At 35.2% G+C, this 21,075-nt stretch carries 20 protein-coding genes; 3 read left to right on the top strand and 17 right to left on the bottom strand.

Features of this window, described 5'->3' with window-relative positions; all coding sequences use genetic code 11:
* Positions 1-129 precede the first annotated feature (129 nt).
* The 14 genes from GM661_RS16745 to rsmA all read right to left on the bottom strand — a co-directional run bounded on the left by GM661_RS16745 (position 130) and on the right by rsmA (position 16,875).
* The gene (locus GM661_RS16745; protein ID WP_230867821.1) at positions 130-1,911 is read right to left on the bottom strand and encodes an ATP-binding protein; all 1,782 of its coding nucleotides are present in this window, start codon (positions 1,909-1,911) and stop codon (positions 130-132) included.
* Positions 1,898-2,584 carry a response regulator transcription factor gene (locus tag GM661_RS16750; RefSeq protein WP_125986368.1) on the bottom strand — a complete coding sequence of 229 codons (687 nt, stop codon included), beginning with the start codon at positions 2,582-2,584 and terminating at the stop codon, positions 1,898-1,900. Before GM661_RS16750 ends, GM661_RS16745 begins: the two co-directional genes overlap by 14 nt.
* A gap of 74 nt (positions 2,585-2,658) precedes the next feature.
* A complete protein-coding gene (locus GM661_RS16755) occupies positions 2,659-4,317 on the bottom strand; it encodes a Na/Pi cotransporter family protein (RefSeq protein WP_230867822.1) in 1,659 nt (552 codons plus the stop codon).
* A gap of 144 nt (positions 4,318-4,461) precedes the next feature.
* Complete coding sequence (locus tag GM661_RS16760; RefSeq protein ID WP_230867823.1) at positions 4,462-6,261, bottom strand: tetratricopeptide repeat-containing glycosyltransferase; 1,800 nt, start codon at positions 6,259-6,261, stop codon at positions 4,462-4,464.
* A gap of 44 nt (positions 6,262-6,305) precedes the next feature.
* Positions 6,306-7,289 carry a glycosyltransferase family 4 protein gene (locus GM661_RS16765; protein WP_230869818.1) on the bottom strand — a complete coding sequence of 328 codons (984 nt, stop codon included), beginning with the start codon at positions 7,287-7,289 and terminating at the stop codon, positions 6,306-6,308.
* Positions 7,289-8,008: a glycosyltransferase gene (locus GM661_RS16770; RefSeq protein ID WP_230867824.1), complete on the bottom strand. Its 720-nt coding sequence runs from the start codon at positions 8,006-8,008 to the stop codon at positions 7,289-7,291. Before GM661_RS16770 ends, GM661_RS16765 begins: the two co-directional genes overlap by 1 nt.
* Positions 7,992-10,991: a glycosyltransferase gene (locus GM661_RS16775; protein ID WP_230867825.1), complete on the bottom strand. Its 3,000-nt coding sequence runs from the start codon at positions 10,989-10,991 to the stop codon at positions 7,992-7,994. The genes GM661_RS16770 and GM661_RS16775 overlap by 17 nt, the downstream gene beginning before the upstream one ends.
* Before the next feature lie 25 nt (positions 10,992-11,016).
* The gene (locus tag GM661_RS16780) at positions 11,017-12,090 is read right to left on the bottom strand and encodes a glucose-1-phosphate thymidylyltransferase (RefSeq protein WP_230867826.1); all 1,074 of its coding nucleotides are present in this window, start codon (positions 12,088-12,090) and stop codon (positions 11,017-11,019) included.
* Positions 12,091-13,032 (bottom strand): glycosyl hydrolase family 18 protein, encoded by a 942-nt coding sequence (locus GM661_RS16785; protein WP_230867827.1) that lies wholly within the window; start codon positions 13,030-13,032, stop codon positions 12,091-12,093.
* A 13-nt stretch (positions 13,033-13,045) separates the two neighbouring features.
* Complete coding sequence (locus tag GM661_RS16790; RefSeq protein ID WP_230867828.1) at positions 13,046-14,050, bottom strand: S1 family peptidase; 1,005 nt, start codon at positions 14,048-14,050, stop codon at positions 13,046-13,048.
* A 131-nt stretch (positions 14,051-14,181) separates the two neighbouring features.
* Positions 14,182-14,448: a Veg family protein gene (locus GM661_RS16795; RefSeq protein WP_125986385.1), complete on the bottom strand. Its 267-nt coding sequence runs from the start codon at positions 14,446-14,448 to the stop codon at positions 14,182-14,184.
* A gap of 175 nt (positions 14,449-14,623) precedes the next feature.
* A complete protein-coding gene (locus GM661_RS16800) occupies positions 14,624-15,424 on the bottom strand; it encodes a sporulation peptidase YabG (RefSeq protein WP_230867829.1) in 801 nt (266 codons plus the stop codon).
* 72 nt (positions 15,425-15,496) lie between these two features.
* Positions 15,497-15,976: a ribonuclease H-like YkuK family protein gene (locus tag GM661_RS16805; RefSeq protein WP_230867830.1), complete on the bottom strand. Its 480-nt coding sequence runs from the start codon at positions 15,974-15,976 to the stop codon at positions 15,497-15,499.
* A 14-nt stretch (positions 15,977-15,990) separates the two neighbouring features.
* Positions 15,991-16,875 (bottom strand): 16S rRNA (adenine(1518)-N(6)/adenine(1519)-N(6))-dimethyltransferase RsmA, encoded by an 885-nt coding sequence (gene rsmA, locus GM661_RS16810; protein ID WP_230867831.1) that lies wholly within the window; start codon positions 16,873-16,875, stop codon positions 15,991-15,993.
* A gap of 250 nt (positions 16,876-17,125) precedes the next feature.
* Here rsmA and GM661_RS16815 point away from each other — a divergent pair, with 250 nt between their 5' ends.
* The 3 genes from GM661_RS16815 to GM661_RS16825 all read left to right on the top strand — a co-directional run bounded on the left by GM661_RS16815 (position 17,126) and on the right by GM661_RS16825 (position 19,248).
* A complete protein-coding gene (locus tag GM661_RS16815; protein WP_125986393.1) occupies positions 17,126-17,374 on the top strand; it encodes a hypothetical protein in 249 nt (82 codons plus the stop codon).
* Positions 17,375-17,390: 16 nt separating this feature from the next.
* The gene (locus tag GM661_RS16820) at positions 17,391-17,855 is read left to right on the top strand and encodes a hypothetical protein (RefSeq protein WP_230867832.1); all 465 of its coding nucleotides are present in this window, start codon (positions 17,391-17,393) and stop codon (positions 17,853-17,855) included.
* A gap of 184 nt (positions 17,856-18,039) precedes the next feature.
* Entirely contained in the window at positions 18,040-19,248 is a 1,209-nt protein-coding gene (locus GM661_RS16825) for an MFS transporter (protein ID WP_230867833.1), read from the top strand.
* Here the strand turns inward: GM661_RS16825 and GM661_RS16830 are convergent.
* From GM661_RS16830 to comA, 3 genes are all read right to left on the bottom strand, one after another.
* Entirely contained in the window at positions 19,245-19,394 is a 150-nt protein-coding gene (locus GM661_RS16830; protein ID WP_230867834.1) for a hypothetical protein, read from the bottom strand. The genes GM661_RS16825 and GM661_RS16830 overlap by 4 nt on opposite strands.
* A gap of 5 nt (positions 19,395-19,399) precedes the next feature.
* Positions 19,400-19,858 carry a DUF441 domain-containing protein gene (locus GM661_RS16835; protein ID WP_125986399.1) on the bottom strand — a complete coding sequence of 153 codons (459 nt, stop codon included), beginning with the start codon at positions 19,856-19,858 and terminating at the stop codon, positions 19,400-19,402.
* A 93-nt stretch (positions 19,859-19,951) separates the two neighbouring features.
* On the bottom strand, positions 19,952-20,803 hold the full coding sequence (gene comA, locus GM661_RS16840) for a phosphosulfolactate synthase (protein WP_230867835.1): 852 nt from the start codon (positions 20,801-20,803) through the stop codon (positions 19,952-19,954).
* Positions 20,804-21,075: the final 272 nt, after the last annotated feature.

The following is a 21,075-nucleotide window of genomic DNA, read 5'->3' on the forward strand; positions in this document are numbered from 1 at the left end:
TTTTTTCTTCATTACACAATAAAGAATAGCATAGCTATGTTACGTAAGAATTAAACTAGTGTTAAGGCCTTGTTAAAATAATGTTAACAGAATGTTAACATAAAAAAAGCAGCTATAAAAATTCTATAGCTACTTAACAATATCAAGATAAAACCTGAATAACGACCCTTGACCAGGCTGACTTTCTACTTCTATCTCACTATTATGATTATAAATAATGTGTTTGACAATTGAAAGACCAATACCTGTCCCACCCATTGACCTCGACCTGGCCTTATCTACTCTGTAAAATCGTTCAAAAATCCTTTCCTGCTCTTTTTCTGGAATCCCAAAACCATTATCTTCGATCTCAACAATCACCTTTCCATCCCCTTCATAGGCTCGTACTATCACTTTTCCCTGATCAGGGGTATATTTTATACTATTATCTATTAAATTAATAAAAACCTGTTCAATCTGTTCTGGTATCATATAGACTAATGGTAATAGCTTAGGGACATCTTTAATCAGTTCTATTTCCTTATCTTCAGCCTTTTCACTTAAAACAAGAACTGTTTTATCAATAATTTTATTTAAAATAGCAGCCCGCAGAATATAGCTCTTTTTGGCTTCTAATTTAGAAAGATCCAGTAAATCTTTGATTAACAAAAATAACCTATCTGTTTCTGCTTTAATAATTTTCAGAAATTTATTTATAATCCTATGGTCTTTAATATCATTATCAAGTATTGTATCCACATATCCGATTATTGATGTTAGTGGGGTTTTTAATTCATGTGATACGTTACCTACAAATTCCTTTCTATGCTGCTCTAATTTTCTTAATTCTGTTATATCACTAAAGACAATAATTCCACCGATCACAAATCCCTCTTCATTGCTAATCGGTACAAAATTACAGTCATAAATCTTTTTCTCATCTTTCTGTATTACAATCTCCTGGCTGATTATCTCGTTACTATTAAGGGATTTCTCCAGGGTCTGATCAATTTCATGGTGTCTAAAAATCTCAATAATATTCTTGCCTCTAACATCACCCTCAATAGAAAACATAATCCGGGCTGCCGGATTAATAATTGTTAGTTTCATATTACTATCTACAGCTATTAAACCATCTACCATATTTGTTAAAATAGCTTCAGCCCTGTTCTTCTCCCTTGATATTTGATTTATTTTGTTATCTAACTGGGCTGCCATATTATTAAATACCCGGGCCAGGGTTCCAATCTCATTCTGGTAATTCTTTAATCTTATTCTCTCTCTAAAATTACCATCAGCCAATTTGCTTGCTAACTCTGTTATCTGTCCTAAAGGATTGACTATATCCCTGGTAAACTTCCAGATTAATATTAAAGTCAAAAATAACATCAAGATAAAAAAGATCAGATTGTTTATTATATTAGTATAAATTATAGCATTAATAGCCTGTAGTGACTTGCTGATACGAATAAAGCCAATTATATCATCTTCCTGATAGATGGGTACTGCTGTATAAAGCATATCTATATTTAAGGTATCACTTTTGCGTATGGCCGATCCAGTACCTTCTCCATTAATAATCTTTTGAATCTCTGGACGGTTAAGATGGTTATCCATCTCTCCAGGATCATAATTAGAATCTCCAATAACCCTACCCCTCAAATCAATAATTGTTATCCTCTTATCTATCCTGGAACCAATCTCTTTTACCCAGGCATCTATCTCCACTGCCTTTTGTGCCATAATATTGGCCTTTTGATTATTAATAATTAAAACTGCTTCACTTTCAAGGTTTTCCTTTAGTTGTGAGAGATAAAAATCTCGTTCGGAATAATTGAAATAAAGCATTACAATCAACAATAATACCACCTGAATAGCAAGAAAAAGGAGTATAAATTGTTTTCTGAGACTTAAATTATTAAACTTTAACAAATTTATAGCCCACTCCCCTCACTGTTTTTATACTATCTTCACCAATCTTTTTTCTTAATCGCCTGATATGAACATCAACAGTGCGGGTATCACCAGCATACTCATATCCCCAAATTTTTTGTAATAACAGATCCCTGGTCATAACCTTACCCTCATTAATCAATAATAATCTTAGGAGACTAAATTCTTTAGGGGTTAATTCTAATAATTTACCTGATTTTTTGGCCTCATGGCTCTGTATATCAATCTCCAGTTCACCCTTTTTAATAAGCTGTTTTTTATCCTCAGTATTCCCTTCAACTATTAAAGCTGTCCTCCTTAAAACCGCTTTTATTCTAGCTATCAGTTCACGGGGACTAAATGGTTTAGTTAGATAATCATCCGCCCCCATTTCCAGTCCCAGTATTCTATCTACTTCCTCTCCTTTAGCCGTTAACATGATAATCGGCAGCTTACTATATTTATCATCTGCCCTGATCTTTCGACAGACTGATAAACCATCAATAGCTGGTAACATCAAATCCAGAACAATAAGATCAACCCCCTCATCAAGCTTATCCAATCCCTGCTGTCCATCAGCCGCCAGAACAGTTTCATATCCAGCAGCTTCCAGGTTGAATTTAATTAACTCCCTGATATTCTTCTCATCATCTATAACCAGTACCTTCTTCAATGATAAACCCACCTCCAATCACAGTATAACAAAAAAAAGCCCCTTCGAAAAGGAGCCAGCAAGGGCTTTTTGCTTTAAAGTATTTTATTTGTTCGGGCCTCAGTAATACTATGAGAAATATCAGCCAACTGGTCACTAATATGTTCCAGTTCATCAAGGACTTCCAGATAAACTATTCCTGCATTTGGGTCACAAATGCCATAGCCCAGTCTTTTCATATGTCCACTACGATGTTCAAGCAGAAGCCTGTCCATCTTTTCTTCACCTTTTATTATCTTATCAATCAAGGAAAGATCTTTTTTATCAATGAGTTGGTGTCCATCTTCCATTAAATTATTAATAAAAGCAAAATTATCATTAAGGGTCTCCCAGGCCTCATCAGAAAAACTAATTTTATTGTCCTTTTTAAATACAGCCAGCTCTACAACATCAAAGGCGTCATCAGCTATACTCTCTATATCATCAATCATAGCATAATACATATCAACTGTTTTAACATCAGCTTCCGCCATTGTATTTCGGGGAAACCGGGTGAGAAAAGTAACCAGGTCTTCTTCCAGTTCATTAATTATTTCTTCCTTATTTCTAACTGCCTTAACAAGGTCATCATTGGTATCTTTAAAGGCCATAATTGCTTCATCAACCATATCATTAGTGATCTTATACATTCTCAATACCTCTGATTTTAACTGGTCGATAGCAAATGATGGAGTCTCCAGCATTCTCTCATCAAGGAAGGTTAAACCCCGTTTAATAGATGTTTCTTCACCAGGTATAATACGTTTAACCAGATTAACCATAAAGCCTACAAAAGGTATCCAGACTAAAGTGTTAATAACATTAAAAAAAGTATGTGTATTTGCCAGTAGCCTTTCAGCTGTAACATCTACAATAAACATACTTGATATACTGTGCACTATATTATGTATTACGTTAGCAAAATTAGGTATTAAATAAAATAATAAGATAATTACAGAAGCCCCCAGGAAGTTAAAAACAAAATGAGCTGCAGCAGCCCTTTTAGCAGTAAGGTTAGCCCCCACACTTGATAAAATAGCTGTTATAGTTGTACCAATATTCTCCCCTAACAAAATCGGTACAGCTGACCAGTAATCAATTATTCCTACTGATAAAAGACTCATCAGGATACCCATACTGGCACTACTGCTCTGTAGGACTATCGTTACACCTGTACCAAGTAATAACCCCAGTAATGGTGATTTGCCGAAATTGCCCATCATATGTACAAATACCTCTGAATCCTTCAATGGCTCCATGGTATCCTTCATAATAGATAAACCCAGAAATATTACCCCAAACCCAAGAATAATCTGACCAAACTGTTTACTTCTATCCTTTTTACTGAATAGGTATAATCCTGTCCCAATAGCAATGGCATGTAAAGAATAATGACTTAATTTAAAGGCAATTAACTGTGCTGTAATAGTTGTCCCAATATTCGCCCCCATAATAACGCCAATTGATTGAGCCAGTGTCATTAAGCCGGCATTAACAAAACCAACTACCATAACAGTTGTTGCACTACTACTCTGAACAACAGCTGTAACCAGTGTCCCTACAGCAAGTCCCGCAAAACGGTTATTGGTTAGCAATCCAAGAAGATGTTTTAATTTCCTTCCGGCGGCCTTTTGTAAACCCTCGCTCATCTGTTTCATCCCATAAATAAATAAACCAAGACCACCAAATAGCCCAAAAAGCATTGACAATGACAAAAATTATCTCTCCCTCCATAAACTAGCCTAATGATTATCTGAATTAACCTGGTTTTCACTACATCCTATGTTTCTATTTTGTTAATAAATTGTTGCACCTTAGTTACATTTCGACAAAGAGGGTTAAAATCCTTCAATGACTTATCAATTTTTATTTACTATTAACTGGTAATTACCCATCTTTTTTAATATTTGAAGACATTTTTTTTCTTCACATGAGCGGTCAAGCTGTCTGCAGCTCTCAATAAAGCAACTTAGCTCTGGCAAGGCAAAACCATTTGATAAGTCTTTTTTGAGATAATAATAGGCCTTATCCCACTTAGCATATCTAAAAAATAACTTGCCGATATACCTATCAGATTCCCGTATTTTTAGTTTTTTAATGATATCAAGCATTATCTCTACTGCCCTATCATCACAATACTCAATTAATAGACTTAGATAAGCAACTGCTTTCTCATAAAACTTATATTTCGATAATATATTGTTAAAATGAAAAGAAAAATCTTTCCCTTTAAAATAAATATTATTATATAATTTTAATAACTCCCAGTCACTATCTCCCAACAACTTAATCTGGTTAACAATACTTTTAAATTCTTTATCAACAGGCAGTAAAATATTTAATATCCAGCGGTGTTTCAGGGTATCCTTAAAATGCTTAAAGGCTGGCGAGATACTTCTAAGTAATTTTAAGGCCAGTCTATAATCCTTCGTCTTTAATAGAATCCTGGCCTTCCAGTAATAATAACTATCTTTTATTTCTTTAAACTCCAGTGCTTCCTTTAAGATATCAAGAGCGGTATAATAATCACCACAATGGTAATAAATATCTGCCAGCAAGAGTTTTCCCTGAGGAGATACCAGCCTTTCCCTAAGATAACTATACCCCTCCAATTTATTAATACCTTTTTTTTCTAAATCTATTAGATTGGAAATTACTGCTTTATTACATCTATCAAGCCTATGGGCCCTTCCAAAAAAGTAATTAGCCTTTTTAAAATGTCTTATCCCTTTATAAGCTAAACCCAATAAAAAATATAACTTGAAATTAATATTTTTATCTTTTTCTTTATTTAATAATTTTTGCAGACAAATAATTGCCTGTTGATAATCCTTTAGAACAAACCTTAAATAACCTTCCCAGAGAGCAAATGTAAATTCCCCAGGAAAAAATTCCTCAGCCTGCTTAATCACTCTTTCAGCCCTCAAGAATTTTCCTTGATTTAATAGAATATAGATAGCTTTATCCAGCAGATGACAGTTGTTTTCTTCTGCAGCCTCTTTATAAGCCTCCTGTATGATACCTCCTACTATATCTTCTCTATTTTCCACCTTTTTTAAGAAATTTTCCCCACTTATCTCCTGGGAGTATGGGAAAACTGCTGTCAGGCCCTGACTCGTATAAAATTTCGGGTATTGGTAACAATTTGTTATTATAGGAAGCTGTAAGGTCTTAATACTCATCTTTCTAGTATTCCTGTAAATAGATTTTATAATACTACCATAATCCTCACCTTTAAAACACATACCCTGTTTATTGCGCAAAAGACGAAATACTAAACAAGGCATTTCTAAATCTAAATCTTCAGGGCCCCTATCCGGCAGAGCCAGGCTAATTATCGGGAGATAAAACCCAAAATTATCTGACTGTTTGAGTAATAACCTCAACTGATTATAGTCACTGGCAAGCTCTTCCCCACCATGCAAAAAAAGTACCCAGTCACCCTCTGCTTTTTTCAATATATAATTCCTTGTCTCTGCAAAACTACTATCATTACAGGAATACACCCTGACCCCACAATCGGCTGCCACTGCAGCAGACCTATCATATGAATCTATATCAAGTACCAGTATTTCATCTGCCAGTCCTTTGACACTGTTTATAGTACGGGCTATATAGTCTACCCTATCCTGAACAATAACACAAGCCGTCAACAACATATAAATCCCCCAGTCTCAAATAAAAATAAGAACAATCTTTATCATTATATGAGACCATTAAGTAAGTCGTTATATATTTTTTTGGTTTTTTCAGCTATTACCCCCCAGCCAAATCTCTTAAGAATAATCTCAGGCAGTCCCTCTTTTAAAGGGGTATAATAGGCCTGAATGGTTTTTTCTCTAATTTCCTTACAGTCATCAGGACTGCAATAATAAGCATAGTCAGCAAAATACTCCTGTGCTGTACCCCTGTTAGTGGTAACTAAATTACAACCAGCCAGACCTGCCTCTAAATTGACCAGGCCAGGAGTATCATACCAGCTTGCTAATAAATGCACTCTAGCTTCCCCATAGTAAGCAAGTAATTCACTTTGTTTTAAACCAGTAATTATCTTAATCTGCCTTTTTTTTTCTGACATACATTGTTGATAATAAGCCCGATCATTTACATCTCCAATAATAGTAACCGGTATATTTAAATCGTTCAAGGCTCTGATTAAAGTCAACTGATTTTTCCGTTGGTGAATCCGACCTACTGAAATGATACCGCTCCTCTCTTTACAGGAACTATTATAAAAAAAGGGATTAACCCCATTATAGATAACCCTATGAGGTAATCCTGGGGCAAAATCCTTTTCTATTTCTAGCCATTCTCTTTCAGCATTTGGGGCAATCAAATCTGCCATAGAAAGGATTTGCCCCCTTTTCTGCTGAGCATTATTCCATTTTGCTAATTTAGAGGGAGCAGCCCACTCTAAATATTCCCTCATATTCCAATATATTGGTGTTATGATTAATGGTTTTCTAAATGACTTTACTGTCAGACACTGCTTAAGAGATGAATCACACCTTAAAACATTAAAAAGATGTACCAGGTCATAATCTCTCATCATATCATTATCTAATTCAGTCCTCAAATCTATGTTCAACCCCACTTTCTCCAGGGCAGTAGTTAATTGTACAAGCTGAACAGTGTCACCAGCCCTGATACGAAAGAGGTCAGGTCTAGCCAGAAAAAGAATTTTCATCACCCTGTCTCTCCCCCCAGATACTTTCTAATCACCGCTGGATGTCTACCCTTAAATTCCCCTACTGAGATCTCAGGATAATCATCCTGTCTATTGTCATTTGTTTTGAAGCCTTTTCCTAGTGCATAATGATAATGAAAGATTGTTATATCCTCAACTACCTTGGCTGTTTCACACAGGAAAGGATATTTACCATAAAATAATAACTGACTATGATTTCCTTTATTCTCATAGCCAGCACCCTTTTTCTTTATCAGTCGGTAAACGGGTCCCTCCCAACAGGGATCTCCTACTACATTTTTTCTAACACAGGACATCCCTCCCCAGAAAGACAGAAAAGAAAACCCGTAGATCTGGGTTTTCTGATTAGAAAGCAGCATCTTATTAAAAAAATTGAGGAACTTATCTGAGATAAACTCATCTATATCAAGTATCAGTATCCACTCCCCCTTAGACTTATTAAGCAAAAAGTTTCTCCTCTTACCTTCAGCCCATTGATATGGTTTCCCCTCCTGTGGAATCTGCCAGAAACGTAATCCCTGATAGCTTTTTTGATAATTGCGTACTATTTTAATAGTATTATCCTGACTACCACCATCCAGTAACAATATTTCATCAGCAAATTGGGAAACAGCATCCAGATATAGAGGAAGAAAAAATTCCTCATTCAGTACTGGTGCTATGACTGACAGAGATATTTTTTTATTCACTGCTTTCACCAGTTAACCACTCCTTTAAAATACTCAACCAGTTTTTACTATTCTTCTTAATAACCGGCTCTTCTATTTTAACCAGATTATCTGATAACAGCTCATCTTCAGGCAGCTCAACTGATAGACTACCTTTATCTCCTTCAATTATATCCTCCAGTTCCTCTTCCTGCGGGTATAAGTCATAATAGGCAAAATATATTAGACTATTTATTTTTTCTGCCCTCCTCAGCCATGTTTTATTTTTAATAAGTTTATGTCTATCCTCTCTGTTGTCCTCACTAACATCATTATTTATCAAATCTGCCGCCTGACTAATAAAATCCGTTTTATCTTTAGCTATAGTAATCAGCTTTTCAAACTTCTTTACCTCTGGTAATTCGGTAGTCAGTACAGGCTTACCAGCAGCAAGATATTCATATAGTTTTACAGGATCACTCATAAGAGTTAAACTGTTTTTAATAAAGGGTATAATCGCTAAATCAAAATAATATAGGTAATCTGCCAGAAGATGGTAGGATTTTTCACCCAGCAAACTTACATTTGAAAGATTGCTTAGATGACTAATATCTGTACTTACCTCCCCAATCAAAACTACAGCTACTTCTGGCAGAGAAGCAGCAAGACTTTTAACAAGCTCCACATCAAACCATGACGATATTGCACCATAATAACCTATAATTTTCCTACTATCTGGTATATCATTAGGTTTAATAGCTGGTTTATAATTATAGTTAAAATATCTGGTATCTACACCATTAGGGACCAAATAAGTATTATCATTAACTGCTTTTTTTTCTTCATATAGACCTGTAGATGACGTTAAAACCAGATCAGCTAGATTTAAGAGTTTCTGCTCAGCTTTTTTTATTACAGCCTCATGATGAACCAGGTCTTCAAACTCCGTATAGTTATCTATACAATCATAGATTAATAAACTATATTCCCAAAACTGTAATAAAGGGGTCCAGTAAGGGGCATTAAGTAAAACAATACAGTTTTCAAAATTCAATTCCCTTAACAGAGAATTAATTTCCTGTCCTAACCTATCCCTTTTATTATGTTCGAGATTATAGAGTACTGTTCCATAACCATGTGGAGAATAAATATGTATATTCTCTTCCACCTCAATAGTTTCTCCACTCCCACATACTGGATTAAGATAGAGTATTTCGTAACCAAGCTGTGTCAGGTTTCTCATCAAATGCTGAGGACGCTGCTGCCTAAAATCCCACGGTATTAAACCGGCGACCATAATTTTTCGTTTCTGATGACGCTTTTCACTGCCAGCTATAACTTCTCCCCATTTACTCTTAAATCTCTTTCTACCTGCACTAAAATATCTATCCTTTTTTAATTTGTTATTTTTATTACCAGACTTTAAACTGCCTTCATGGTGATGAATAACCCTTGCCTGAGGACAGTAAACCACCCGGTAGCCTTTTTCCCTGGCTCGTAATGAATAGTCCAATTCCTCAAAATAAAAGAAATAACCCTCATCAAAAAGCCCCAGAACTGGCAAAAGATCCCTTTTAATAAGATAGCAGGCACCTCCTACACTTAATAAATCTTCCTGCTGGTCATATACACCTGGTCTATCCAGCTCCTTCCAACCCCTTGGTTTAAAATCATCCCTTAAACTATCAACACCAGCACCTACAATTAGCCCTTCTTGATTAATCAACTTCGGACCTACTACAGCAACATCATCCCCGGCGGCTACCTTAATCATCTTTCCCAACCAACATGTTGTTACCTCAATATCACTATTTAATAAAACTATATATTCAGCACTTCCGGCAATAATACCTTGATTACAAGCCCGGGCATAACCTAAATTTTCTTTATTCTCTATTAATAAAATATCTTCCTGTTTTTTAAGATACTCTATGCTGCCGTCGCTACTACCATTATCAACTACAATAATATTATAATCTTCTCTGGTCTTACTCTTAATACTTACCAGACACTTCTTGAGGTAATCTAAAGTATTATAATTGACTATGATCAAATCAACTGGATTCTTCGTCAATCTTTTTGAATAATTCATCTGAGATTTATATTTGTGTTGCTTATCTACTTCTTTGGAGTCAGCGGCAGGGTTTACTCCCTGTAAGACATCTTCAAAATACCCTGCCCAATCCTCTCCAACCTTATTTAACTTATACTCTTTAACCAATCTCTCAGCTTCTACTAAGAGACTATTTCTCCACTGCCCCATCTTATATGACCTAATAATAATTAAGGCCAGTTCAAGAGGGGTATATTTACTTAATTCAAGGGGATAACCCCATTTCCTTTCAGACAAATTAATGCTGATTGTCAGTACACCTGCTGCCATTGACCAGAGGGGAAGGAGTGGAAATTCATTCCTTCCAAGGTATATTAAATAAAATCCCCTGCTGAGTAAGCCTATAATCGGTTTATGATCAATATCTTCATAATAATAATTTATTTCTGTATCAAAAAAATACTTTTCTGGTGAATTAAGGATTACAACCCCATCATGAGTGATTGAAGAAGCTGCAATCTCAAGGGCAGAAATTATTTTTGATAAACCTTTTTTATCTAAACTATCACCAGCCACTACTATTTTATCCCTTTTTTTATCTTCTTGAAGATAAAGTCTATCAGGTATCCCCGGTTTTAAGCTATTAAAACCAATCACCCTGATACCAGCAGAAATTTCCTGCTTTTTCCCGGTATTATTTAAATAAACCAGTTCCCCCCTGGATAATAAACTTAATTGTCTTAATAAATCCAGTTGTGTACTTAAAATAATATCTGCTTCTGGAATCTCACTGGCAGAAAATCTATTAGTTAACCAGTGTATCTCAATACTAGCTTTAGGCAAGATATTATAATTCTTTATTTCAGGAATATACATTAAAACCTTGATATTTTTATTTTCCTTTAACCACCTGGCAATTTCAAAGAGCGACTTTATTATCATAATATTATCTTGCTCAGAAATTATAAAAATAACTTGCATACTATTCCCCCCACTTAATTCTTCACTACTCATATAATGCTAGCTGACTCTTATCCCCTAACAATAATTCATGAATACCCGGCTTACTTTTTCTATCTTCAATCACTACGTCTCTACCAATCAGACTATTAGCAATCCTTTTCTGGATACCAGAAATACGGGTATTCTCCATTACTATGCTTTTTTCCAGTTCACTGTTTATTATCTGTACCCCGCTACCTAAAGAGGTATATGGCCCAATATATGAGTCTTCAATCAAACAGCTCTCTCCAATAGCTACTGGTCCTGCAATAACTGAATTTTTTATAATACTTTCCCGGCCAAGGGCAATGCGTCCAGACAAATGAGAAGATAAAGCAACTTGACCACAATTAGTAGGGTTAAGGTCTTCCAGTAAAAAGCGGTTTACTTCCAATACATCCTCTTTTTTACCTGTATCTTTCCACCAACCATCTATCAAATAAGGTAAGACCTTTCCACCATGATCAATAAGATATTGAATAGCATCAGTTATCTCCAGCTCTCCCCTCCAGGAAGGTTTAATACTATTAACAGCTCTAAAGATTTTATGATTAAATATATAAATCCCAACCAATGCCTTATTGCTTATAAAATTTACTGGCTTTTCTACCAAACGCTTTACATTATGATCATTATCCAGTACAGCAACCCCAAATTGCTGTGGATTATCTACTTCTGTTAATAAAATATTAATATCTTCCCCATTATTACCATATTCATTAACAAAAGATTTAATTCCTCTTCTAAGTATATTATCTCCCAGATACATCACAAAATTGTCATCACCTATAAATGGTCTGGCAATCTTAACTGCATGGGCCAGTCCACGGGGGGAATCCTGGACTATATATGTTATATTTAAACCCCATTGCTCTCCATCCCCGACTACTTCTTTTATAAGATATCCTGTTTGTTTATCTATAACAATTCCTGCCCTTTTAATGCCTGCATCTGCAATATCATCAAGGACATAAAAGAGGATAGGTCTATTAGCAACAGGAATTAATTGTTTAGCATAGCTAAAAGTAATAGGACGCAGTCTGGTACCACTCCCACCACTTAATATTAATGCTTTCATTTACTTCACCTCTGTTATTAGCTGCCAGATACCGGGATCCTCCTGACCAGGACGCCAGAATGCTACCCCGGCAAGTTGATATTCCTGGATTAGTTTTAGTTTTCTTGCAATACTTACCTTGTTTTCAAACCAGACCTCATGGGCTTCATTATTTTCTTTATATAAGAAATAGGGTGAACTTGATTCCTGGTCCCAGTCTATCTGCAGCTTATATTTACTGGCAATATTCATAACCTGTGAATATATCAACCCACTGGCTCTTTTATCAGAATCAATAGTCCAGTCATAGCCATATAAACCCAGCGCTAAAAAAATTTTTTCGATAGGAATCTCTATAATAGCATAATCGATAACATCCTGGATCCAGTTCAATGGTGCTATAGGTCCAGGTGGCCCTCCAGGCCAGTGATAATCGTAGGCCATAATAATTATACTATCAACTATCTCCCCTAATATATGATAATCATATGCACCTGACCAGGTAGAATCCTTATTATTTTCAACTTTAGCAGGAATTGATAAACCGATTTTTATATTGTGTTCATGTAGTTTACTGGTGACTTTTTTAATAAATTCGGCGAATGGCTCCTTGTTACTATATTTCACACCCTCCATATTAATGTTTATCCCCTGGAAACCATATTTATTTAAGAAAGGAATTAAATCAGCCAGCATTGCTCGGGTAGAATTATCATCTTCTATGATAATGTTGCTAACCTTACTGGCCAATTGATAGTTTTGAAGCAGGGGAATAATCTCTTCAACATTGTAATGTCCCGCTATCAATGATAACTCCCCTGTAAAATCCTTAATAAGCAAACTGCCATTTTCCTTTATTTCTAACCAGGTTGGTAGGATTTTATTGAGACAACTACTGTTTTCCATTATTGAACTTAAACCCTTTTTATTATTTAATAAATGATACCCTAAGACAATAAACAATTAATTAACCCCCTTAAAACACAATATTCAATTTTTCCATAACATTATCAATCCGGTTACAGACAGTTGCCTGATCAGAACCAGCAAATAATAAACCAACAGCATTGTTATCCATATCAAGAACCAGTGAACCACTATCCCCTGCTTTTGATAAAGGAGTGGTTACTAGCTGATCTTCAAAAATAGCTACCTCTGACTCAGACATATTTACCTTTACTACTGTTCCCATAGCAATAATCTTACCTGTTGTATAACCACTGGTCCTACCGCTTTTCTGTATTTTCATATCAAGCTCAGCCTCTTTTGCTCCCTTAACCTCCCCTATGTCAAGGATTTCTGTTTTAAGGTCTTTTACAGAAACAGGTTTAGCCACAGCACAATCAACCAGGTTGTTACCCTCTTCTTTGAAAAATTTCATATTATAACTGGGTCTAAAAAAGTGAATCAATAGATTTGCCAGTCTTTCAACAGCAATAGCTACCCCGCACTGTGGTTCACCATTCCCACTCTTAATAGGCACATATTTCTCTAGATAAGCAATAATATCATCTGGTTTACTACCATCATCATAAACACCAGGTTGTAATATTGGATCCCCTTTTTGGGCTCTATTATCATGACCATTGGTAATATTAGCCAGAACATGATTATTAGACAGAATCAAAGGTTCACCTGTTTTTCTATCCTTTACAACCGCACCAAAGGTCCCAGCTGTGATCTTATAATGTCCTATGCTAACACCAGGTTGAGCCGGACGCATTCTACCAGTCCTGGACTCTAAAAAACGCAGTTCTCCTACTTCAATAACATCTGTTTTAACTTTCTCTACAGACTGTGGGATGAAGTCATTTTTTTTAAGCTTATGTGATGGGAGTTTTTTTTCAACCAGGACCATAATAGCTTCTTCCCCTATTTTTTTACCCCTTTTCTCCTTAATACCATAACCCAGACCAATAACATTTTTTAAACCCATAAAATTCTTTTTATATTTATTAATAATCCTTTTATAATCAGTCATTTCTTTTCCCTCCATAAATTGATATTTCTATAATATTCAGAAGGGATTCAATTAGTGAAGGATGTAAAAATACAAAAACCAGCAAGCTTAATCCAGCTTACTGGTTTTCATATCTTGTATTTCATTTTTGTTTAAACAATACCAATCTTAGTATTTGCATCCTTTAACTTTAATTCTACATTATCTGTTAAAAGGTCGGCATAACTATAAGAAAGACGCCTAATCTGTGCATTATCATCCACCTTTACTACAAACACATTGGGGTGGGTCTTTTCTAAAACACCTTCTTTTTCTAAACTCTTTCTCCTACCGCGATTAGCCTTAATCATAACCTCCTGGCCTACAAAGGAATTAACGTTTTCCCTAATCTCGGTTAATACATTTAGATTTTTTGCCATTCCATTCCACCTTTCTATGGATAACAGCTTTCTAGAATTAGGATGTGCATTACTAATAGTATAACACAAAAAAGAAATAATAGTCAAGTTAAAACGATAGTATATCAAAGTGGGAAAAGCCTGTCAAGAGAAAAATTACAAAATACACTTATTATTGCAATTCTTTTATAAAATTTTACGGATACCGCATCCTCATCTTTCCTCTTGTCTCTATACCGCCTATCCCTCCTTTACCTGATACAGTATTGCTAATAACGTCTTGAACAGGGATTATCTCCCCGATAGAAGTAGAAACCACCTTTTCTACTACCAGAATCGGATCAAGAAAATGAATTAATTTATTACCTGGTGAACTAGCATAATTTGCACCAATGTCTATTAAACGGTCATAGTCTGATTGGCATGCACCCGCAAAAATAACTAAACTATCCAGATCAGAGATTATATCACGGGCATATTTAACAGCTTCAACAAAGAAATCAGATGTGTGGTAAAGCCTATTATTTACTTCTCCATCATGACCTGTAAGAACCAGTATATCTGGTTTTATTTCTTTTACAAGCCCCCCTATTTTCGCTGGTTGTCCCTTTTCAGGAATAAATAATCCCTTGACAGATATATCTAAATTATTATAATTTGCTATTGATAAGTCAAGGTACTCTTTATCCCCATCAATATGAAGTACCTTCACAGGGTATTCCTGAAAGGAATCTTTGTTATTTCTCCCCTGTTTGCCATTTAAGACAAGGTATCTCTGCTGGCGTTGAAGACAATCATAGGATTCAAGCAGCAATTCCTTTTTTAAGGCCCTACTATCTTTCTGGTTCATCTTAAGCAGGTCACTAAGTTCAGCATCAGCCATTAACCTTATACGATAACTCCTTAAAATAGCACGACTCCCCTCTATCCTTTCTATTCTAAAAACAACATCCGATTTATATGAACGCCTTGTAACAAAATCTCCCACTTCAAACACATTCCCCTGCCCCCTTTATTAGGGAATGATATAATATATGATACAGGGAAATTAAATGTGTCTAAAATTTAACTATTTAGTATATTTATCAGCTACAGTAGAAGCCGCATATGAATCAGGTTTAATCATTGCCTCATAACCACTGCCAACTACCATACCAACTACCTCTTTAATGATTGCATTAGTAGGCCCCTTTTCTCCTACATCAACATGGATCTCAACCTTTAAATTTTCACTAAATTCCCTTTCATCTGCCAGAAATCCAGTAAGTTTACTGGCAACCTCAAGGCTTTTAGAGACTTCATAAAAAATACGCTGTTTCATACTTGTATGTATTTTTTCAGCTTTTTTATGATAAAAAAACCTCCCCCCCCTACCAACACGGTAAATTACAATAGCGGTTACAAACATAATATCCTCTATACCAGCCTGGGAATCTGTACCAACTATCAACCTGTATTGATTTTCCGACTCTTCTTTTATGAATTTAACAATAGTCTGATAAACCTGCTCCAGATGCATTGAACCATCAGTAGGACTAATAAACTCCATTTTTTCACCATCTCTTATTTATTATTTTTCTCCCATAATGAATTACTTAATTTGGCTAAAACTGAAATCGACAATTTTTCTCCACGGATCCGTGGATCTATACCTACTTCTGCCAGACTACTAACAACCTCTTCCCTGGTAAAATTTAAATTAGCGGCTTTACTTAGTCCATTTTTAATATTTTTTCTCCGCTGTTGAAAAATAGCCCTGACAACCTGAAAAAAAAACTGCCGATCTACTACTTCAACCGATGGTTTTTGATGAGGGTAAAGGGTTATGACAGTAGAATAAACATCTGGCCGTGGAATAAAAACCGAAGGAGAAACCTCATGAACAATCTCAACCCTGGCAAAATACTGAACAGCTATACTCAACACACCATATTCTTTACCACCTGGCGAAGCTGCCATCCTTTCAGCAACCTCCCTTTGAACCATAAAAATCAACTGTTTAAATAAAACATTCGATTCCAGCAAACTCATGATTATAGGGGTAGTAATATAATAAGGGAGATTTGCCAGAACCTTTACCTCTCCATCTTTTAATTTCTTTTCCCGAAAAAAAGAATGCCATTCAATATCAAGAACATCTTTATTTATTAAATCAAGATTATTGTATCCAGAAAACTGAGCAGTCAGTACTTTTATCAAACGGCTGTCCTTCTCTATAGCCATTAAACTACCTGACGATAATCTTTCTAAGATACCCTGGGTCAATGAACCAATACCCGGCCCTATTTCTATAACAGAATCATTAGCTGTTAGAGTAGCTGTCTCAATAATTATATCTACAATCTTTCTGTCTATTAAGAAATTTTGACCTAAACCCTTTGATAATCTAATCTTATTTTCCTTTAATATCTCACGTGTCTTATCTGGGGATGCTATAATATCAATCACCAATTTTCCCCTTTCATGTCATATTATTTTTTTTAATTGTAACACAAATCCTTATTATAATCAAAAATCATATCTTGCTAGTAATAGATATATATATTAAAAAAGACCCTGTATTTCAGTTATAAAACAATCATCTTAATGTAACAGTACCAAATCCATTTTTTATTATACCAGCTCTATCTATTAACAAATAAATTCCCCCTTTCATATATTATCTTAACAAAGACTTTTTTATGAAGGGAGGGCAATTATGATCTTTCCATTTTTTGACAGCCAGGATAGTAACTACAATGCCTATAATCTTTTTCTAATCTTAATTTTACTTATCCTTTCTGAAGATGTATTAACTATGATTAAAAAATTATCAAAAAATGCCGCAGAAAAAGAAACTGCTGGTCAAAAGGAAAAGGGAGAAATAAAAAGAGGGTTTAACATTCTTCCTATCCAGAAAAAAGAAGAAAAAAGCCGGCCTAAGACTGAAGACGGGGACACAGAATAATCAAAGGGGGTAAACAATGATAAGTAACAGACTCCTTAGTATCATAACAAATACAATCCAGAAAAATAGTAATAATTACAGTAGTAATGAATTATTCGGTTTACTAGGCCTAATTCTCTTAATTCAAATAGTAGATATATTTGAGGGAAAATCCGGCAGTAGTACTCCTGAGGTAAGCAACAATACTCCTTCAAATAACATAGGAAGCCTTGCTTCACTTGGTAATCTATCTGGTCTACTCGGGCAATTACAGGGAAATGGTGATGGAAAAAATCTACAACAGATGCTGCCCATGTTAATGGGAGCACTTGGCAGTGGGGGGAACAATTCAGGTATAGACATGGGTAATATATCTAAACTCGTCCAGTCTATAAGCAAAAATAATCAACAGGATAATAGCGAAATAAGTGACCATGAAATTAATACTGAACAAATAGAAAGTAATAAAAAAGAAACTAAAAAAAAAGCTATCCAAAAGTAAAAAACCTCGACTGGAGTAAACTCAAACTATAATAAATATCTTACACTCAACCCTGCCTTTTGAGCAGGGTTTTTTATATTATTTACCGATATCTGTCAGCTATATTTTTATCCCTTTTTACTAATACTTACTAGTGTATTATAAATAAAAGATATCATTATTTCTAAATAAAAGGAGTTATTAAATGGATAAAAAACATAAGATGATGATGCTTGCCTTCAGTGGTGTTCCCTTTATTATGGTACTGGGTAATTCAATGTTGATTCCTGAATTCCCTCAAATAAAAAATGCCCTCAATATCGACCAGTTTCATGTAGGACTACTTATAACTACATTCTCTATTACAGCAGGTATATCTATTCCTTTCCTGGGATATTTATGTGATCAAATTGGACGAATCAAGGTCATTGTGCCAGCTTTACTAATTTATGGATTAGGAGGGGTAGTATCTGGTCTGGCTGCCCTTTTTATGGAAAATCCCTATAATATTATTTTAGTAGGCCGCGTTATCCAGGGACTGGGAGCTGCTGGTACAGCGCCAATAGTTATGGCCCTAGTAGGAGATGTTTTTCAGTCCAGGCAGAGGAGTGAAGCCCTGGGAATCATTGAGGCCTCTAATGGTATCGGGAAAGTCCTCAGCCCTATACTGGGATCAGCTATTGGCCTAATAAGCTGGATAGCCCTTTTCTTTTCCTATGCCCTCCTCTCTATTCCTATAGCAGCAGGAGTTTATTTCCTTGGAGAAGAAGGTCAAACCCCACAAAAACAATGTATTAAAGATTATCTGGGAAAAACAAGTGATATCTTTAAAAACAAAGGAGGATCACTCCTGTCAACTATCCTGGCCGGGATGATTGTCCTCTTTATTCTCTTTGGATTATTGTCCTATTTCTCAGATATACTTGAAAGCAAATATAATATTAAAGGTTTTATTAAAGGGCTGATTATTGCCATACCTATTTTATTCATGTCAATTACTTCATACACCAGTGGGCATATCTTAAAAAAAGCAAAAAAGCACTTCAAATTATCGATTATTACTGGACTAATCCTAGTTGGAGGGGCTTTGCTCGCCCTGAATTTCCTTGAATCTCTGGTGCCTTACCTTGTATTCTTTTCACTACTGGGGATTGGTACAGGCCTCGTTCTTCCTGCTATCAATACAATGGTAACAAGTTCATGTAATAGTAAACAAAGGGGGGTTATTACATCTCTCTATGGGAGTGCACGTTTTATAGGGGTTGCCATCGGACCACCGAGTTTTACAGCACTCCTGGAAATAAGCAAACCTGTTATGTATTTAACTAGCAGTGGTATTGTTGCCCTGATAACAATAATATCAGTAATTTTTATCAAAGAAAAAGGAATGACACCACAGGGAGAAAAAAATTAATAATCGATATCCCTTTTTTTATATCTGGTTTTTTCTTTTTGCTGAAATTTATCTATATATAAGAGATAAGAGTTTCTCTCCCTTTCTAAATAAGGGTGGTATGCAACTATAATAAAGATAAATAATAATACAATTACTATTATCAATTTTATTATCCCCCTGTAATAATTTCACATAAGTAAATAATAACAGCTGCTATCCCAGCTGCCATTAATGGACCAACAGGAATACCATCAAAAATTAATATACCTAATAAAGAACCAATAATAATACCCAGAATTAAATGAGGCTTCTCACTCAATAATTGAAGCCCCATACCATTAAACTGTGTGGCCAATAGACCAGCTGCTATCCCGATAATTCCCTGCCAGCTCATTAATACCGATTTTATTTCTTTCCAATCCAGTGTTTCCTTTAATAAAGGTGATAAAATAGCCAACAGCAAAAAAATAAGTCCTATTTCAATCCCTTTATTAGCTAAAAAACCAAAAACTCTCTCTAATTCAAGCTCTATCAAGAGTAATAAAGAAAAACCAGTCAAGATAACAACCCTTGACTGAGCAAGAAAACCCAGGATTATTATTATAATCAAAAAATATGTATTATTCACCCCACTACCCCCAACAGCAAATAAACTTCTAAGATAATACTATGCAGTAACCCAATGATATATAATAATAATTCCTGTAATTAAATTATAAATTTAAGCCCCAACCCTATCCCCCTTAATCCTATTATCTTCGCTCCCTTTATCCTTCAAGCTAAATTTAAAGGTATCACCCCTGAGACCACGCCTTAATGTTTCAAGGGCTAAAATTTCATCTACTGCTATATTACCCAGGTTGACATTTGATCCTAATTTACGAATCAAACTAAGCTGTTGTTTTTTAAGTGGTGCTTCCCAGAGTAAAACATCTCTATTAGAACCAACTGTTACAAGTATATCATCCACCATTCCCATATCAATGCTTCCATCCTCATGATAGATTGATACCCCTCTACCAGATTCCCTGCCTTCAATAATAATTCTATATGCACCAGCAGATATATCGTCCTTGATCTGATCCTGCATCTCTTCAACAGTAAGTGCATCAGCTTTATCTTTTTTACCAACCTCAGTAAACACCTTAAAACCAAGTGAATTGGCCTTATAGATAGTTTCTCTCCTGAGTTTAGGTGAAATATCTATTGTACCATTAGATATCTCAACAGCTGTAAACCCTAACTGTTTTGCCCGGAAAAGGAAATCATTAATCTTACTTTGATCAAGGGCAACTTCAAACAGCGTACCCCCAGGGTAAACATCAATATTATATTCCAGAGCTATTTTAATTTTATCACACAACACCTTATCCGGATATAGTAATGATGTCCCAAAAGTAAACTTTAGTATGTCTATATAGTCACCAGCTATCTTAAGAATATCCCTCAATTCTCCAGGACCAACCCCTTTATCAAGAACCATAGTAAGGCCTTTATTTCTGGGCTTATTTACCCTACCTTTAAGAGGGTCACTAATATCAATACCCCAACCATTGTAACAGCCTTTCTCCACATCTCCCACTCCTCTTCTTGAGATAATATAGAACAATAATATTTTATGCAGGAGATAAATATATCGTGAAGAGTAAAGTGACTTCGCCACCCAGACTTAATCAATAATTAATTTTTCCAGACAGATATATTTGTTGTACGACTCTAAAAATTATCTGTAGGCAGGAAGCCGGAGGGTAATTTCTCGACAGTAAGCGGAGGTAGGACACCGCAGCGCACGACAAGGAAAACAAATATATCTGTCGGTCTTCAAAGTTATCCACAATTTCAAAA

This window comes from Iocasia fonsfrigidae (genome assembly GCF_017751145.1).
GTDB lineage: Bacteria > Bacillota > Halanaerobiia > Halanaerobiales > DTU029 > Iocasia > Iocasia fonsfrigidae.

What these genes read in the sequence shown, in the direction of transcription:
- GM661_RS16760 (WP_230867823.1), bottom strand. Translation starts at nt 6,261, where the DNA reads ATGTTGTTGACGGCTTGTGTTATTGTTCAGGATAGGGTAGACTATATA.
- GM661_RS16765 (WP_230869818.1), bottom strand. Translation starts at nt 7,289, where the DNA reads ATGAAAATTCTTTTTCTGGCTAGACCTGACCTCTTTCGTATCAGGGCT.
- GM661_RS16775 (WP_230867825.1), bottom strand. Translation starts at nt 10,991, where the DNA reads ATGCAAGTTATTTTTATAATTTCTGAGCAAGATAATATTATGATAATA.
- GM661_RS16780 (WP_230867826.1), bottom strand. Translation starts at nt 12,090, where the DNA reads ATGAAAGCATTAATATTAAGTGGTGGGAGTGGTACCAGACTGCGTCCT.
- GM661_RS16790 (WP_230867828.1), bottom strand. Translation starts at nt 14,050, where the DNA reads ATGACTGATTATAAAAGGATTATTAATAAATATAAAAAGAATTTTATG.
- GM661_RS16795 (WP_125986385.1), bottom strand. Translation starts at nt 14,448, where the DNA reads ATGGCAAAAAATCTAAATGTATTAACCGAGATTAGGGAAAACGTTAAT.
- GM661_RS16805 (WP_230867830.1), bottom strand. Translation starts at nt 15,976, where the DNA reads ATGGAGTTTATTAGTCCTACTGATGGTTCAATGCATCTGGAGCAGGTT.
- GM661_RS16815 (WP_125986393.1), top strand. Translation starts at nt 17,126, where the DNA reads ATGATCTTTCCATTTTTTGACAGCCAGGATAGTAACTACAATGCCTAT.
- GM661_RS16820 (WP_230867832.1), top strand. Translation starts at nt 17,391, where the DNA reads ATGATAAGTAACAGACTCCTTAGTATCATAACAAATACAATCCAGAAA.
- GM661_RS16825 (WP_230867833.1), top strand. Translation starts at nt 18,040, where the DNA reads ATGGATAAAAAACATAAGATGATGATGCTTGCCTTCAGTGGTGTTCCC.